Here is a 17,070-nt window from a genome sequence, read left to right on the forward strand (position 1 = left end):
ATAATTATAATTTAGTATTAAAATCTTTAATACATCTACTGTTCAAAAATCAATTTCCCACAATTGTCTTCGGAGTAACAAACTCTTTTAATGCAATTAAAGAAAGCTCAGTACCGTATCCTGATGCTTTTGTTCCCCCAAAAGGAAAACGGGGATCAGAGCTGGTCATTCTATTGATGTTGACAGTCCCGGATTCCAAATTTTCAATAAAAAACATCTGACGGTCTGCATTTTGTGTCCAAACCGAATTGGAAAGTCCGAAAGGAATATCATTTGCCATTTGTAAAGCCTCATCATCATTCTTAGCAATCATCACCATACCTAATGGTCCAAACAACTCCTCCTGTAAAATAGGATTACCTTCCTGTACTCTTATCAGTCCAGGATTGAATTCATGATCGGAAATCCTTTCAAGAGGGATAATAATTTCTGCTCCGTTTTCTAAAGCTTTATTAAATTGTTTTTCAAGATCATCAGCCAGATCAGGTCTTGCCATACCGCTGATCTTTGTGTCTTTATCCATCGGATCAGCCGGAACAAATTTTTTGTACTCCTCTATGAATTTCGGTAAAAACTCATCCTCAACTTTCTCATCAATAATGAACCTTTTAGCAGCAACGCAGGTCTGTCCGCAATTTTGAAGTCTTGCCTGAGCTCCTACTTTTGCAGCTTTATCAAGATCAGCATCATCCAGAATGATAAAAGCATCACTACCTCCCAATTCAAGCAAAGATTTCTTAATATTCAATCCTGCAATAGAGGCTACCTCCCCTCCTGCTCTTCCACTTCCGGTTAAGCTTACTCCTTTCACGGCATCGTGTTCCAGGATTTCTTTCACTTCCTTATGTCCCACTTCTAAATTCTGGAAAACTCCTTGTGGAAAACCAGCTTCCAAAAATACCTGCTCTATGGCATTACCACTTCCAAAGCAGATAGAAGCATGCTTCAATACAACAGTGTTTCCGGATAAAATAGCCGGGGTTGCAAATCTTAAAACCTGCCAGAAAGGAAAATTCCATGGCATCACACCAAGAATCACTCCCTTCGGAATATAATGGACTTCAGAAAACTTATATTCAGATTCTATTTTTTCCGCCTTTAAAATATTTTCAGCCTCCGCATAATAATTCATCATTAACGCAGATTTCTCTACCTCAGCAATTGATTGTGAAATGGGCTTATTCATTTCCCTTGTAATGATCTCTCCGAATTTTTCTGAATTCGCTTTTAGCACCTCCGCAGCTTTTGCAATTAATTTTTGCCTTTCTTCAAAGGGCACTTTTTTCCATTCTGAAAAAGCCTTATCTGCAATAATAAGTTTATTTTCAATTGATTGTTCCATAATGTAATTTTTGTTTCAAATTCAAAATAAATGAATTAGAATGCTTTACCGTAAAGCATGGATGAAAGCAACAAATTTTGTTCCTTTAAGCAAAATAAAATAATGATTTTCTCTATTAAAAGAATATATTTTTTGTTATACCATAAACCATTCGTTGATCAGGCTAGCCGCAAGTCTTGCTGTTCTCTCCTGAATATCGTAAGAAGGGTTAACTTCTGCCACATCTAATGCGACCAGTTTTTCATTTTTCAAAATATGCCTGTAAAAATGCATAAATGTACTATCTGCAAAAATACCGTTATAGGCGGAAGCTGAAACTCCGGGCGCTACAGATGCATTAAAAACATCCATACATATGGTAAGATAAGCAACATCCACCTCATCCAACAAATCATTAATGCGTTGATAGATGGACGGCAGATTCTCAAAGAATAGTTCGTCTGCCAAAATATATTTCATTCCATATTGATGGGCCGTATCGAACAATTTCAGTGTATTGGAATTTCTTTGGATCCCGATATGCAGTGAGTGAATATCTCCTTCCTGGGCAATTTGCCAGAATCCGGTTCCGGAACTTGCTCCTACCCCTTCTTCCGGTTGGCGGTTGTCGAAGTGAGCATCAATATTTATAATCCCGATCTTCTGTTCGGGAAATGCAGTTTTTACACCCAGATAATGGGCATATGTAAGTTCATGTCCACCACCGATAACGAGAGATTTACCTCCTTTTAATAAAACCTTTGATACGTTTTTAGCAAGACTCTGCTGTGCTTTTTCAAGATGAGTATCCTCGCAGGTAATATTTCCAAAATCCCAAAACGAAAAATCGGGAAGGATTACAGGAAAATTAGACATGTTCTTTCTTATAATATCCGGAGCATCTTTCGCTCCCAATCTTCCTTTATTCCTTTTTACTCCTTCTTCTACAGCAAAACCATGCAAAACGAAATCATTAGTAGAAATAACATCGTAATCATTTTCAATTTTTACTCTTTGAAAAATTCTGTGATAAAGTAATTCTTCACCATCCAATCTTCCTTGCCAAATCATGATTTTATTTAATTTTTTAATTTATATAGTGTAACGTTCAAAACTTTGCCAGTATTTGTCTTTATAAATTTCAAGAGAAATTTCGTATTCGGGATGCTCAGCAATTACTTTCGGAATAACTCTGGAAGGGTCGCGGAAATCTTTGCTTGCAAAATAGCATTCTCTGAGATTATCTGCACTTTCGTGCCCTATATACAAATGTCCTTCCTCTACTTTTAATTTATTTATAATTTTTTCTTCAATCTCATTCAGCCTTTCATGATCATCATTTTCCGGAAGTCCGTTATTGCTTCTTCCTTCATATTGCATTCTTATCACTGAAATCCATGGATAGGAAGCTTTGGCATCATAGGTCAACAGTGATGTGTTCACTGTAGCAATAAGTGGCAACCCGTTTTGCAAACTTGCTTCCAACACCGAAAACTGTTCTTCATCATCAATGTTCTTTACATTTTTATATTTTTCTGTAAACTCTCTCTCCCTCCATGCAAGGAAATCTTTTAATTTAATGACTGGAATCAGTTCTTTTTTCGCTTCTTCCTTACTTATAATATTAAATGTGTCAATCTGTGTCGCAAAATTCAATTCGCCTAAAAAATTATCCAGAAAAACACAAATCCCTTTTACAACGGATTCTTTATTCTCTGGCATTAAACCTTCATATACAAAGGTAATGTCTATTTCATCAGGATACCCCTCGCTTTCATTCGGATAAAATAAAATGTTTTCACCGGTAAACTCTAGGCCGTCCATTTGAATTCCGTGAGCAGCATTCATCTCAGGTTTTAAAGCGGTAAATTTCCAACGCTTCAAAACAGGAGAAGCTTCAACAATTTCTTCTGCAAAAACAATATTTTTAATTTCGCCATCTACGGTAATAATGAGTTCTAAAGTAGAGTCATCGTACATCCCAACGAGAAAGTAATATCCCTGATTAATCTGTTTAAGTCTGGGAGAAATAATATCGAAAAAACCACTTTCAATATGATCATGATTTTTTATAATTTCATAAAAATCCTTTTCCTTAGTCAGAAACCAATCCCAAAAATCATTGTAATTCCTGGTCGCATTACCGATATTTCTTATTTCCTTACCGAAGAATCCCATACTGTTTTATTTTATTTTCATCAATAGAGTTTTGTCCGGTAAAACTATATAATATTGTGCATATACTCAAACTCCTTTTAATCAATTACACGATGTTTCTTTTTATACTTTATTCTGATTGGCATTGCTGCTGATAAACATTTCATTCTTTTCTTCCGATACAATCTCCAGAAACCTCTCATAATGTTTCAGAACATCGGAGATCAATTCATTTTTAGTAAAATATTGTACATCATAACCTTCTCTTGCATCACCAAAATATGATTTCGGATAATGGGTGGTATTATGTTCCAGGTCCGGAAGATTTTCCTCATGGATAATATATTCTGATACCGTCTTTTCCTGGTTTTTAATTCCATAAATAAAGTTATTAACAACTCCATGATGAATTTCTATTTCTATTTTTGTAGGATTATCGCCGTAATTCATCTTCACTTCAATCCCATTATCTGCAAATTCTTTCTGCAGCTCCAGAAACCCTTCTTTCACTGTGGTATGGATAAAGCTATCCACGGATGAGTTGTCCTTAAAGGAAACAATACGCTTCAAACGTTCTTTCCAGAATTCACCGGACCATGGAACTGCAGAAGCCGAAAAGTTCCTGTCATAATATTTCTGATCGATGATCAGCGCCTTCATTAAGCTTACAATGAATAAAAGTACAATAATTGAAAATGGCAGGGCTGTGATTAATGTCATACTCTGGAGTGCTTTCAGGCCTCCTACATTAAGCAATAATAGTGACAGTACAGCTAGCAAAAGCCCCCAGAATATTAATTGCCATTTTGGAGATTTCTGCGCATTTTTGGTTGCGATACTATTCATTACAAATATTCCTGAATCTGCTGAAGTCACAAAAAAGATTATAATGATAACGATGACGAAGAAGCTTGTAATCGTAGATAAAGGCATGTATTCGAGAAAACGAAACATTAAAGCATCAGGATCAGATGCAAATTGGCTCAATTTACCATGCGCGATATTGAAATCAAACCAAATAGCACTGTTCCCAAAAACGGACATCCATATAAAATTAAATAATGTAGGCAGTATTAAAACAGCCAGAATAAATTCTTTAATGGTTCTTCCTTTTGAGATTCTAGCAATAAACAATCCTACATAAGGGGACCATGAAATCCACCACGCCCAATATAGAATCGTCCAGTCATAAAACCATGGCAGTGTATCTTTTTCGTAAACATGGGTACTAAAAGTAAGATCGAAAAAATTATTGATATAATTTCCCAAACCTTCGGTAAAGCTTCCGATCAAGTAAACGGTTGGTCCTAATATCAGCACAAACAACAGAAGAACAATTACACTGATGACATTGATATTACTCAATATCTTAACACCTTTGTTTACCCCGCTGATCGCCGAAAAAACCGACAGAGAAATGAGAATGAAAACAATAATGATCTGGTATATGAATTTATTTTCCGGGATTGCTCCCAATATGTGTAAGCCGGAATTGATCTGGACGACCCCAAAGCCTAATGTGGTGGTAATTCCAAAAAAGGTACAGCAAAGGGCAAAAATATCAATAACGTTTCCCCATTTTCCATTGATTCTATCTTTAAGCAAAGGATAAAAACAACTTCTCAGAGATAGTGGCAACCTGTATCGATAAGCAAAATAAGAAAGTGATAATCCTACAATCCCATAAATAGCCCACGCGTGGATTCCCCAATGAAAAAAGGTATAAAGCTGTGCCTGTTTCGCCCTGTTTACATAATGGTTATTACCAAAAACTTCAGAGGAGTAATGCTGCATAGGTTCCGCTACACTAAAATATATTAAACCAATCCCCATCCCTGCAGCGAACAGCATCGAAATCCATGAAAACAGAGAATACTCCGGCTTGCTGTCATTGGCTCCCAGTTTTATATTAGCATATTTACTAAACATAAGGTACACAAGAAAAATCACAAAGATGGTGACTGCCCAAACGTAAACCCAATTCAGGTTAACAAAAATGAATTCCTTAATTTCATTTAAGATACTTTCTGTAGATTTCGGGTAAATAGCTGACAGAAAACAAGTTCCTATAATAAAAATAAGACTTGGAATTGTTACTCCTTTATTAAATGTTGATTGCATACTTCGGAATTTCATCATATCTATTTTTCAAATTAAATTATTGATACATTATTCAGGCATAGCCGCAACAAAAGCATTCAAAAAGTAAGAAAAATAATATGATCTTTCTTTATCAGTACACTTAGGAACTACAGAATTACTTTTCACCCATGGAAAAATAACAGGAGCATATTAAGGAAACTTATAATAAGATAAACGGGAGAAAAGGTACTTTATATTACACTTTCCACTTTTCCCCATTGATATAAATATTTTCAGCGGTTAAACTTCCCTGATTATATAATACGTTTTGAAAATTATCGGTTTTAAAAGTTACAAAATCCGCTTTTAATCCCTTTTCTAACCTTCCCCTGTCTTCTAATCCCAGAGCATATGCCGAACGAAATGTAATACCTGCTAAAACTTCAGCGGTCGTTAACTTTTCGTATGTTGCTAAAATGGAAGCCTGGGTAATCAAGTTACCCATTGGTGCGGAACCCGGGTTCCAGTCACTGGCTATTGCAAGAATAGCTCCTGCATCCAACAACTTTCGTGCCGGAGTGAACTTCTCTCCCAGTCCTAAACTCGCTCCGGGCAGTGCTGTGGCCACTGTATTGGAATGAGCAAGAAATATGATGTCGTCATCAATTGTTGCCTCTAAATGGTCCGCAGACTGTGCTCCTACTTCTACTGCAATCCTTGAACTTCCGGGAGTAAATTGATCTGCATGAACAGTTATTTCAAAACCGAGCTCTTTAGTTCTTAATAAAAAATCCTTACTTTCTTCCGGTTGGAATGCTGACTTTTCAATAAAAATATCAACTCTCTTAGCAAGTCCTTCTTCTTTTACTTTAGGCAAAATTTCTGCGATAATAAAATCTAAATAAGATTTATTATCTCCCTCAAAATCTTTCGGCTTCAAATGTGCGGAAAGACAGGTAGGAATTAATGTGGCTGTGGTTAGGGTTTGTGCTTTTTTTATTATTCTCAGCATCTTGAGCTCATTTTCCACATCCAGACCATAGCCGCTTTTTACTTCAATGGTTGTAATTCCCAATGAAATAAGAAAATTGATCCTTTCTGATAAAGTTTTAAGCAACTCTTCTTCTGACGCATTTCTTGTATGTTGTACAGAACTCCAGATGCCTCCTCCGCTTTCAGCAATTTCAAGATAAGTTTTTCCTGCATTTCTCATGGCAAAATCATTTGCTCTGTTTCCTCCAAAGCAGATGTGAGTATGGGAATCTATGAAAGCAGGAAGCACGATCTGTTCACCTTCAACCTCTTCAATTGTTACATTGGGATATTCAGATCTTAATTCTTCGAAATTTCCAACTTTCTGAATGGTTTCACCTTCAATCAAAATACCTCCGTCAACTATAATTTCAAGTTGTTGATCAGATAATTTTCCTCTCAGTGAAAGATTAGCGAGTGTAATGATTTGCTTAAATGGTCCTATTAATTTCATAAGTAAATGGTCAGAAAATATTGTATTGGGATTTAAATTTCCATTCCAAAAATACTTAAAAAATATCTTTTAACCTTGATTTTTTAGCATAACCTTTTCCCCAACCTAAGTCTAAAATCCCTATCTTTGAGGTAAATGAAATGAATTAATGCCTGATTTTTTACATCCAGATAAGGAAAACTTTTCTCATGAAGAGCTCATGCAGGAAGAACAGATTCGTCCCCAGAGTTTTAAGGATTTTGCGGGACAGAGAAAGACGTTGGAAAATCTTGAAGTATTTGTAACTGCGGCTAAAAAGCGAGGCGGAGCCCTTGACCATGTTCTTCTTCACGGGCCTCCGGGACTTGGAAAAACAACTTTAGCGAACATCATTGCGAATGAATTGGGTGTGAATTGTAAAATAACATCAGGTCCAGTTCTTGATAAACCGGGAAGTCTGGCCGGCCTTTTAACCAATCTGGAAGAAAATGACGTTCTCTTTATTGATGAGATCCACCGTCTATCACCTGTTGTGGAAGAATATCTTTATTCTGCGATGGAAGATTATAAGATTGATATTATGCTGGAAACAGGTCCTAATGCAAGGAGTGTACAGATCGGGCTCAATCCTTTTACACTGGTTGGAGCAACTACAAGAAGCGGAATGCTTACCAAACCCATGTTGGCGAGATTCGGTATCCAAAGCAGGCTTGAATATTATACCATAGAACTTTTATCCATGATCATCATAAGAAGTTCCAGAGTTCTTGGAGTAAAAATTTACGAGGATGCAGCCATTGAAATTGCAAGAAGAAGCCGCGGAACTCCCAGAATTGCCAATGCTTTATTGCGAAGGGTACGAGATTTTGCAGAAATAAAAGGTAATGGAGAAATAGAGATCAATATCACAAAATATGCGCTCAATTCTCTGAATGTTGATGAATTTGGGTTGGATGAAATGGATAACAAGATCATGCGTGTCATGATTGAAAATTTTAAAGGAAAACCTGTAGGTATTTCAGCACTGGCAACCTCTATCGCTGAAAACCCGGAGACATTGGAAGAGGTTTATGAGCCTTTCTTAATTCAGGAAGGATTTATTATCCGTACCCCAAGGGGAAGAGAGGTGACAGAAAAAGCCTATAAACACTTGCAGATTCCGATACCTAAAAATCCGGGGGAGCTTTTTTAGGCTTGTTATTTAAAATATAATCGAGCTGATAAAGGTGTTGATCTTTTAGCCTTATGATAAGAAATATAAAGAGTTATTAATTAATGTTTATACCGAAGCTATACAGAAGTGAGGATTATAATGTAATGCGTGAAATCATTAGAGACAATGCTTTCGCTTTACTTATCTCTTCAGTCGACAAGATACGGGCCACTCATTCCATGATGATGCTTAATGAGGATGATCCGGATCACATTTATATTGAAACTCATATTTCCAAAGCCAATCCACAGGCAAAAACACTGAAAAAAGGAGATGAGGTATTATGTGACTTTTTAGGAGCACACACTTATATTTCCAGTAGCTGGTATGATCATATCAATGTTTCAACATGGAATTATGAAGCTGTACAAATTCATGGTAAAGTAGAACTTATGAATAATGAAGAACTTTACGCGCATCTGGAAAAGTTAACCAATAAGTATGAAAAGTTTCAAAAATGCCCTGTACTGGTAAAGGATATGGGTAAAGATTTTGTAGAAAAAGAAATGAAAGGAGCATTTGGAATAAAAGTAATACCAACGGAGATCTTTATTAAACAAAAACTTTCCCAAAACAGGAAAGAAAAAGATTATCAAAATATTATTTCCCATCTTGAAAATTCGGATGAGCAGGGAAAAAAGATTGCTGAAAAAATGAAACTTAACAAAAATTAAATACATAAAACATAATATTATATGAAGCTATATCCAATACAATGTGGAAAATTTAAGCTGGACGGCGGCGCTATGTTCGGAGTCGTCCCAAAGAGTCTGTGGGAAAAAACCAATCCTGCAGACGAAAGAAACCTGATAGAACTGGGAACTCGATCTTTGCTTATTGAAGATGGTAAGAAACTGATTTTAGTGGATTGCGGTCTGGGAAATAAACAGGATGAGAAATTTTTCGGACATTATTCTCTTTGGGGAGATGATAATTTAGATAAAAACCTTAAAAAATATGGCTTTGTAAAGGAAGACATTACTGATGTTTTTCTTACCCATCTTCATTTTGACCACTGTGGAGGAGCCATCGAATGGAATAACGATAAAACGGGGTACAGACCGGCTTTTAAAAATGCTCATTTCTGGACCAATGAAAACCACTGGCAATGGGCTACTGAGCCTAATCCGCGAGAAAAAGCAAGTTTTTTAAAAGAAAATATCATTCCTATGCAGGAAAGTGGTCAACTGAATTTTTTACCACTACCAACGACAGGAAACTATGGTTTCGCCCCGGACTTGAAAATGGATGTTATTTTTGTTGACGGACATACCGAAAAGCAAATGCTTCCTGTAATTCAATATCAGGAAAAAACAATCGTTTTTGCTGCAGACCTTATCCCTACAGCCGGACATATCAACCAGGTTTATGTGATGGGATATGATACAAGACCTCTCTTGACAATGGAGGAAAAAGGAAAATTTTTAAAGCAATGTGTCGATAACGAATATTTATTGTTTTTCGAGCATGACGCACATAATGAGCTGGCCAGTCTGAAAATGACAGATAAAGGAGTAAGGCTTGATGAAGTTCACAGTTTTAATGACGTTTTCGGATATTAATTGAAGTATGGAAGAATTGAATTCAGAAACACAAAAAGCAGAACCGGAACCAGCACCCAAGATCATTGGCCTTACTGGTGGAATAGGTTCAGGAAAAACAACGGTAGCCCATTTTATTGAAGAATGCGGATTTCCGGTTTATTACTCTGACGACAGAGCAAAAACCATTGTCAATGACAATGATACCCTAAAAGAAAAGATTAAAGAGCTCTTAGGAGCACAGTCTTATGATAATACCGGCCTTTATGACCGGAAATATGTTGCAGACAAAGTTTTTAATAATTCGGATCTACTGCAAAAATTAAATGAAATCATACACCCCGCTGTACGAATTGATTTTGAACAATGGGTAAAAGAACAGTCAAAATATTTAGTTTTTAAGGAAACTGCCTTATTATTTGAATTAAAGCTTAATCTGCAGTGCTACAAATCACTTTTAGTAACTGCACAAGACAACATAAGAATAAAAAGGGTAATGGACAGGGACAACAAAACCTATCGCGAAGTACAGGCTATTATGGAGCGGCAAATGCCCGAAAAAGAGAAAATAAGGCTTGCTGATTATATCATCTATAATGACACTAATTTAGAAGATTTAAAAGAGCGGACAGAACGCACCATCTTCGAAATAGAATAAAAAAAAGAGCTCGTTAGAAAATAATTCTAACGAGTTTTTTATGTAAAAAAATAAGCTCTCATTTCTGAGAGCTCATTTTTTAATAGTAAATAATTTAATTATTCTTTGATAAACTTCTTCTGAGCTGTGCCCTGAACATCATCGATATCGATAACATATACTCCATTTATCAATCCGCTTACATCAATCTTATTATTGAGTATAATTCCTCCGGAAACAAGCTGACCTGCTGCGTTGTATAGCTTATAATTAGCTTTCTTGCTAATATTTTTCACATACAATATACTGCTTACCGGATTAGGATAGATCAGAATTTCAGTCTGGTTAACAGGATTAGGTACTGCCTGCTTAGAAATTCTTACGGTATAATCTTCAACTTCTCCGTTTGCAAAACTTATACAATTCACAGGAATCGCATCTTTCTGCATGGCAACTCTCATCACAACATATTTAAAATCCGTCATGCTGATGAATGCATCCGCCGGTACACTGAACGTTCCTTTAACAGGGGTTGTTGAGTTAGGCGAAGACACAAGGATTCTTTCATTAGGATCAAATGTTCCACTTCTGTCGAAATCTATCCATACGGCAATACCTTCATTATTCGTTGTTCCTGTCCATGATTTAGCAATTGAAATCTCATTACCAGTAGATCCCTGAATCAATTCAATAAACTTGGTAGGATCTCCGGTAAAGTCTGAATAATTCTGAGCATTTGAATCATTTGACATTTGCGGTTTACCAGTAGGTTTTACCGTAACGTTTGAAATGTATTCACTCACAGAACTTCCAGACGACATCTGACAATAAATAACGGTAGGTGTTGTAAAGAAGTATGGTTGTGTATACGTACCAGGAGTACCGCTACAAATATTAGCAACCTGTAATTCGTATTTCGTCAGCTCTGTTAATCCCGTAAGGGTAAGTGTATTGGTAGCCACCGGAACCGTTGTCCAGCTCGGAATACCTACTTTTCTGTATCTTAAGATATAAGTAGCTCCCGGGAATGGATCCCAAACGACAACAGCTGTTGTAGGAGTCAGGTTAGTGATGGTTAAGCCCGGAGGTGGTAATTCACATGTCCTTTCTGTAGTAAATACTTTAGGATTTGAATATGGATTGATTGTAGTCTCACCCACACACTTGTTAGCCACCTGAACCTCATAAGTAGTGTAAGGGCTTAATCCTGTCAACTGATAAGAGTTCCCAGGTGTTACCGGCACAGTTACATCCACCCACGTGGTTGTTCCCACGACTCTGTATCTTAATACATACGTTGAACTTGGCGCAATTGGTGCCCATGTTACTAATGCAGAGTTTGTTGTTACGTTACTGATTGTTACAGTAGGAGGCGTAGGATCACATCTGGTAGAGAATGTTTTAATCGCGGTAAATGTACCTGGTGTTGTACCACAGCTTGCAGCAACCTGCACCTCATAAGTAGTAGCAGGAGTTAAACCTGTTAACTGAATTGGAGGGTTACCAAGAAGAGTAGAAACGTTAATACTCGTCCACGCAGTAGATCCTAAAGGTCTGTACTGTAAAATATAGGTAAGCCCATTGGTTACACCAGTCCAGTTTACTATTGCTGAAGTATGGGTAATCGTATTAAACGCAAGATTTGTAGGTGTACCTGTTGCACATGGTCTTATTCTCACTGCATAATCTTCCACTTCACCATTCACAGCTACCTGACACATTACAGGAGAACTAGAACGTTTTAGCACCACTCTCATTGTTGTTGTAAGAGGTCCGCTGTATGCAGTAGACGGAACATTGAACAATGCATTAACAGTACTTGTTGAATTGGAAGCTACTGCCATGATTTGTTCATTTGTCTCGAATACCCCATTTCGGTTAAAGTCGATCCAGGCACTTACAGCATCACTGTTGGTTGCTCCTGCCCATCCTTTAGTTACGGCGATTTTATTTCCCGTTGAGCCAAGCTCAAGGTTAATCAACGTAGCTGGTGTAGTATAACTGATATAGTTTGTCTGTAATGAGGTATTACTCATTGGAGCAATTCCCGGATTTACAGAAGTCACTGTTACATTAGCTATATAATCATTGGTTCCTGTTCCTGTCATGTTACAATAACTGATAGCAGTCGTTGTAAATGGAATTGAAGCAGAGAAGGCACCTAATGTACCACTACATCTTGTGGCAACCTGTACCTGATATCCGGTTAATTCGGTAAGACCAGTAATTGTGTAGCTATTTCCAGGTGCAAGTACAGGATCAATTGTTGTCCATGCTCCTGTAGCCCCTAATCTCCATCTTAATACATAAGTAGCCCCCGTAGATGCTAACCAGGAAACATTAGCAGTAGTCGCAGTAATGTTGGATACTGTAATATTGCTTGGAGGAGCTGTCGTACATGGTTGAATGTCTACAAATTTAACTGCATAATCTTCTACTTCACCATTACTTGTTAAGTTCTGACATGCATTATCAATTGTATTATAGTATACGATAACACGCATTTTGACAATGTTCGTTCCTGTATATGCATTAGCAGGAACCGTGAAAGTAGCAGTCACAGGAGTAGTACTGGAATATCCAAGATTCATTACTCTCTCCGTACCATTATCAAACACGCCGTCTCCGTTATAATCAATCCATACTGATGTAGCATACGTACTTGATAAGATCACTCTACCAATAGAAATATTATTTCCGGTAGAACCGCGAACAAATGTAATAAGTTTAGTAGGGTCAGTAGAATAATCTGTATACGTCGTTGCTCCAGAATTATTGATCATCATAATCGAATTCGTTGGAGTAACGGTTACATTATTTATATATCCGTCACCTACAGTCGCAGTACCGGAGTTACAGTAACTAACGGCCAGTGTTGTGAAATTCACAGATGTAGACCAAGGTCCCTGAGTTCCTCCACAAATGGTTGCCACCTGCACTTCATAAGCAGTGGTTGCATTTAAGTTAAGGATCGTATAGGTATTTCCAGGCGCCGGAACAGGATTAACTGTTGTCCAGGCTGCTGCTGCTGTAGCCTTATATCTTAATACATAAGTAGCACCTGTAGAGTTTAACCAGGAAACCGTCGCAGTAGATGCACTAACACCTGTTACAGAAATTGGCGAAGGCGCAGCTGTAGAACATGGTTGTAGGTCTACAATTTTAACAGCATAATCCTCTACTTCACCATTAGTAACATTGACACATGGATCATTGATATTTGATGAAGAAATGATGACTCTCATTCTAAGGGTAAGCGGACCATTATACGATGTGTTTGGAACCGTATATGTTGCCGTAATCGGAGTTGTAGTACTCGTTGTACTGTTGATTACCCTTTCATTGTTTTCAAAAATTCCGTTTCTGTTAAAATCGATCCATGCTCCGACAGCCAGAGATGGAGGGAATGTACTTGGTGTGATCCATGATTTGCTCACAGAAATTGCATTATTTGCAGATCCACGTACTAACGTAATCAATTTAGTTGGATCAACGGAATAATCAGTATAAGAGTTTGCTCCGGAATCATTATTCATAATATATGAATTGGTCGGAGTCATCTTAACATTTGAAATATATCCGTTGGTACTGTTACCTGTTACTGTACAGTAGTTAACCGCCGGAGTACTGAACTGAACAGGAGCTGTAAATGTTCCAGTAGTCCCGGAACAAATATATGCCACACGAACTTCATACTGTGAAGATTCTGTTAAACCTGTAATCGTATAAGCACTGGTTGTTAATGGAACAGGTATCCATGCGGTTGCGCCAACAGCTCTGTATTCAAGTATATAGGTTGCTCCTACAGCTGGATCCCACATTACGTAAGCTGATGTAGCCGTAATATTTGTTACGCTTAAGTTCAATGGAGCATTACTTGTACAAGGTATAGGCTGAATTAATTTCACAGCATAATCTTCTACTTCTCCATAAGTAAAGTTCTGACACATCACAGAAGGTGAGCTAAAGCTTAGAGCCACTCTCATTCTTGTTGTAGAAGGTCCATTATATGCATTGGCAGGAACTGGGAATGTAGCTGTAACCGGGGTAGTTGTACTTGCCGGAGAAGTCATTACCTGTTCATTTGTTTCAAAAATTCCGTTTCGGTTAAAGTCAATCCATACATTCACAGCTTCACTATATGTACTACCCGTCCACCCTTTCGAAACAGAAATTGTATTGTTAGCAGACCCGATCACAAGATTTACCAAAGCACTTGGTGTCGTCGTGTAATCAGTATAGGTAGTTCCTAAAGAAGTATTACTCATTACGGCAGCCCCCGTAGGTGTTACTGTAACATTAGCAATATACTCATCATTAGAATTGCTTGACTGCATCTGACAGTAGTTTAGTCCCGGTGTTGTAAAGTTAACAGAGGCAGAGAAAGTACCCTGCGTTCCTGAACATACATTAGCAACCTGAACTTCGTATTGAATTCCATCCGTAAGACCTGTTAATACTGTAGTATTGGTCGTTGCATTTACTGTAATCCATGTTGCACTTCCAACAGGACGATACTGAACAACGTAAGTTGCTCCGGCAGAAGCTGCCCAGGAAACAGTAGCCTGAGTCTGAGTAACTGCAGAAACTGTAATACCAGTCGGCGCAGCTCCAGTACATGCAGCTAAACTCGCTACTGTAGCACTGCCAATGGCATAAAATACATTTCCGATCGCACTTACTCTGATTTTCACGGTAGACCCTAATGTTAAAGCTCCAAAAGTTAAGCTTTCACTTCCATCATTAGGAGTAGATGGCGCCAAAACATTCCAGGTAACTCCATTGTCCGTAGTGTAATCTATTTTAACATTAGCAACACTGTAAGGAGCAGCTGTGGTATTTACCACATCCCAGGTTACAGTGCTTGGTCCGTTATTATAAGCTGTTGCTGTTGTAACCTTGAAAGGTCCTGCACTACCTACGATAATTGTTTGTTCAGCAAACTGTGTCTGCTGTTGATTCGCAATGGGACTATTATCTCTTACTGTTACAGAGAACTTGGTTGTTCTCGCAACATTAGAAACAGATTCCCATCCATTATTCGAATTGTTAAGAACTCCGGCAAGCACAGAAGATAATTTAGGAAAATATCTTGTTGGACTTGTCGTTGGCAATACCGATCTAAAGGTTGCACCTGAAGTTGTTGTTCCTAAATTATTCTTGTTAATAGTAACGCTTGCATTATCCACTTCTTCCCAGGTATAGGTCATTGGATCATTTTCCGCATCGGTGGCAGAAGCTGTTAATACGAATGCTGTTCCTTTAGGAATATTATAAGTTGGTAATGCAGAAATCACAGGTGGATTGTTGGCAACTGTAGTTTCAACATCACAGGTTTTAGAAATTAGGTTAGCCTGTACCTGCTTGATACTGGCGATATGAAAATAATCATCTGAGTGAGGCTGAACATCGGTATTAGCTCCGGTAATTCCTGCATACCCCATAATTGTGGATCCAGAACCGGGTTCCATATTCACCCCTGTTCCTTCAAGACCGTGAGAAAATGTATGGTTTGCTCCTAACTGATGACCCATTTCATGGGCAACATAATCAATATCAAAATTATCTCCTTGTGGAATCCCATCTGCTGGCGATGTATATCCAGATCCTTTTCCTTTCGGAACTCCTGTAGTTGGATCTACGCAAACGCATCCGATACATCCTGCATTACCTCCACCTCCGGAAGCACCAAATAAATGCCCTATATCGTAATTGGCATTACCTACATTAGCCGTTAAAGTATTTTGCAATTCTAGATTCCATGCACCTCCAGCTCCTGCAGCAGCCGGAGAATAGGGGTCGGTTGCCGGGTTGGTATAAATTACACCCGGAAAGTTCTGTAAATTTAAGTGTAATGCAAAATCTTTTTCAAATACACCATTTACCCGGGTAAGCGTTGCATTAATAGCCGCCATCGCCCCAGGAACTGTTCCTCCATGAAACTGGGTATACTCTCCTGTTACAGACATTACCAATCTCATCGTTCTGTACTTCTTATCTGAAGACTTCGCAAAATTAGTGGTCTGATTGCTAAATGCAGATCCCTTCTGATAAAGTTTGTTGATCTCTTCCTTATCCAAAAGGCTTTCATTCATAGAGCATAGAAAACCTTCTTTGCTCTTATCAGTTTTCGGATGCACACCGTAAACTGTCTTTTCTCTATTTAAAGGTTCTACAAATTCAGCGATCCCGTTTTTGATGATCATAGACTGAAAATCATTCGGCGCCAAACTGAACCTCAGATACTTACCCGGATCATCGATTCCGACTCCGACATAAGATCCAAGTTGATACTCGTCTGCCAGTTCTTTTACAACAACCGGAAAGCTGTAAACGGCAAACCTTTCAATTTTCCCATCCATGGTTGGCAATGAAATTGTTACAGGTCTGGCATTCTTGCCCGTCTCCTGTGCATTGGCCAGTTGGGATTTTAATAAGGGAATGTCTAGAGAGTAATAGTTCTTAATTTCAGAACTTCCTCTGATTTTATCTCCTCTGAAAGATGTCGGGCTCCATTGTGCACTGGTGACCACAAACAGACAGAGAAGAAAGAAAGAAGTAAAAATTTTCTTCATAAGCTTCTCAATATATTATATTAATTACACAAATCTAATCATTTTTCATTATTAATTTGTGGCTACAATCATTTTTTTT

General features: G+C 37.8%; 10 protein-coding genes. 4 read left to right on the forward strand and 6 right to left on the reverse strand.

Annotated elements, in window-relative coordinates; all coding sequences use genetic code 11:
• Window positions 1–49: 49 nt before the first annotated feature.
• The 5 genes from MTQ00_RS13325 to hutI all read right to left on the reverse strand — a co-directional run bounded on the left by MTQ00_RS13325 (window position 50) and on the right by hutI (window position 7,046).
• The gene (locus MTQ00_RS13325; RefSeq protein WP_273649625.1) at window positions 50–1,342 is read right to left on the reverse strand and encodes an aldehyde dehydrogenase family protein; all 1,293 of its coding nucleotides are present in this window, start codon (window positions 1,340–1,342) and stop codon (window positions 50–52) included.
• A 135-nt stretch (window positions 1,343–1,477) separates the two neighbouring features.
• Complete coding sequence (gene hutG, locus MTQ00_RS13330; RefSeq protein ID WP_273649626.1) at window positions 1,478–2,392, reverse strand: formimidoylglutamase; 915 nt, start codon at window positions 2,390–2,392, stop codon at window positions 1,478–1,480.
• Between the two features lie 21 nt (window positions 2,393–2,413).
• The gene (locus tag MTQ00_RS13335) at window positions 2,414–3,499 is read right to left on the reverse strand and encodes a DUF695 domain-containing protein (RefSeq protein WP_273649627.1); all 1,086 of its coding nucleotides are present in this window, start codon (window positions 3,497–3,499) and stop codon (window positions 2,414–2,416) included.
• 102 nt (window positions 3,500–3,601) lie between these two features.
• Entirely contained in the window at window positions 3,602–5,599 is a 1,998-nt protein-coding gene (locus MTQ00_RS13340) for a BCCT family transporter (protein WP_273649628.1), read from the reverse strand.
• 217 nt (window positions 5,600–5,816) lie between these two features.
• A complete protein-coding gene (gene hutI / locus MTQ00_RS13345; RefSeq protein ID WP_273649629.1) occupies window positions 5,817–7,046 on the reverse strand; it encodes an imidazolonepropionase in 1,230 nt (409 codons plus the stop codon).
• Between the two features lie 148 nt (window positions 7,047–7,194).
• Here hutI and ruvB point away from each other — a divergent pair, with 148 nt between their 5' ends.
• From ruvB to coaE, 4 genes are all read left to right on the forward strand, one after another.
• Window positions 7,195–8,217: a Holliday junction branch migration DNA helicase RuvB gene (ruvB, locus tag MTQ00_RS13350; RefSeq protein WP_172280723.1), complete on the forward strand. Its 1,023-nt coding sequence runs from the start codon at window positions 7,195–7,197 to the stop codon at window positions 8,215–8,217.
• An 83-nt stretch (window positions 8,218–8,300) separates the two neighbouring features.
• A complete protein-coding gene (locus MTQ00_RS13355) occupies window positions 8,301–8,912 on the forward strand; it encodes an FMN-binding negative transcriptional regulator (RefSeq protein ID WP_273649630.1) in 612 nt (203 codons plus the stop codon).
• Window positions 8,913–8,933: 21 nt separating this feature from the next.
• Complete coding sequence (locus tag MTQ00_RS13360; RefSeq protein ID WP_273649632.1) at window positions 8,934–9,800, forward strand: MBL fold metallo-hydrolase; 867 nt, start codon at window positions 8,934–8,936, stop codon at window positions 9,798–9,800.
• Between the two features lie 7 nt (window positions 9,801–9,807).
• Window positions 9,808–10,437 (forward strand): dephospho-CoA kinase, encoded by a 630-nt coding sequence (gene coaE / locus MTQ00_RS13365; protein ID WP_172280729.1) that lies wholly within the window; start codon window positions 9,808–9,810, stop codon window positions 10,435–10,437.
• A gap of 98 nt (window positions 10,438–10,535) precedes the next feature.
• On the opposite strand, the gene MTQ00_RS13370 is transcribed toward coaE, so the two are convergent.
• Window positions 10,536–16,991, reverse strand: coding sequence for a GEVED domain-containing protein (locus tag MTQ00_RS13370; RefSeq protein ID WP_273649634.1), 6,456 nt, complete (start codon window positions 16,989–16,991; stop codon window positions 10,536–10,538).
• Window positions 16,992–17,070: the final 79 nt, after the last annotated feature.

Origin of the sequence: Chryseobacterium sp. B21-037 (assembly GCF_028570785.1) — a bacterium.
In the GTDB taxonomy this organism is placed as follows: domain Bacteria; phylum Bacteroidota; class Bacteroidia; order Flavobacteriales; family Weeksellaceae; genus Chryseobacterium; species Chryseobacterium proteolyticum.

What these genes read in the sequence shown, in the direction of transcription:
- MTQ00_RS13355 (WP_273649630.1), top strand. Translation starts at nt 8,301, where the DNA reads ATGTTTATACCGAAGCTATACAGAAGTGAGGATTATAATGTAATGCGT.
- MTQ00_RS13370 (WP_273649634.1), bottom strand. Translation starts at nt 16,991, where the DNA reads ATGAAGAAAATTTTTACTTCTTTCTTTCTTCTCTGTCTGTTTGTGGTC.
- hutI (WP_273649629.1), bottom strand. Translation starts at nt 7,046, where the DNA reads ATGAAATTAATAGGACCATTTAAGCAAATCATTACACTCGCTAATCTT.
- ruvB (WP_172280723.1), top strand. Translation starts at nt 7,195, where the DNA reads ATGCCTGATTTTTTACATCCAGATAAGGAAAACTTTTCTCATGAAGAG.
- MTQ00_RS13360 (WP_273649632.1), top strand. Translation starts at nt 8,934, where the DNA reads ATGAAGCTATATCCAATACAATGTGGAAAATTTAAGCTGGACGGCGGC.
- MTQ00_RS13335 (WP_273649627.1), bottom strand. Translation starts at nt 3,499, where the DNA reads ATGGGATTCTTCGGTAAGGAAATAAGAAATATCGGTAATGCGACCAGG.
- hutG (WP_273649626.1), bottom strand. Translation starts at nt 2,392, where the DNA reads ATGATTTGGCAAGGAAGATTGGATGGTGAAGAATTACTTTATCACAGA.
- MTQ00_RS13340 (WP_273649628.1), bottom strand. Translation starts at nt 5,599, where the DNA reads ATGCAATCAACATTTAATAAAGGAGTAACAATTCCAAGTCTTATTTTT.
- MTQ00_RS13325 (WP_273649625.1), bottom strand. Translation starts at nt 1,342, where the DNA reads ATGGAACAATCAATTGAAAATAAACTTATTATTGCAGATAAGGCTTTT.
- coaE (WP_172280729.1), top strand. Translation starts at nt 9,808, where the DNA reads ATGGAAGAATTGAATTCAGAAACACAAAAAGCAGAACCGGAACCAGCA.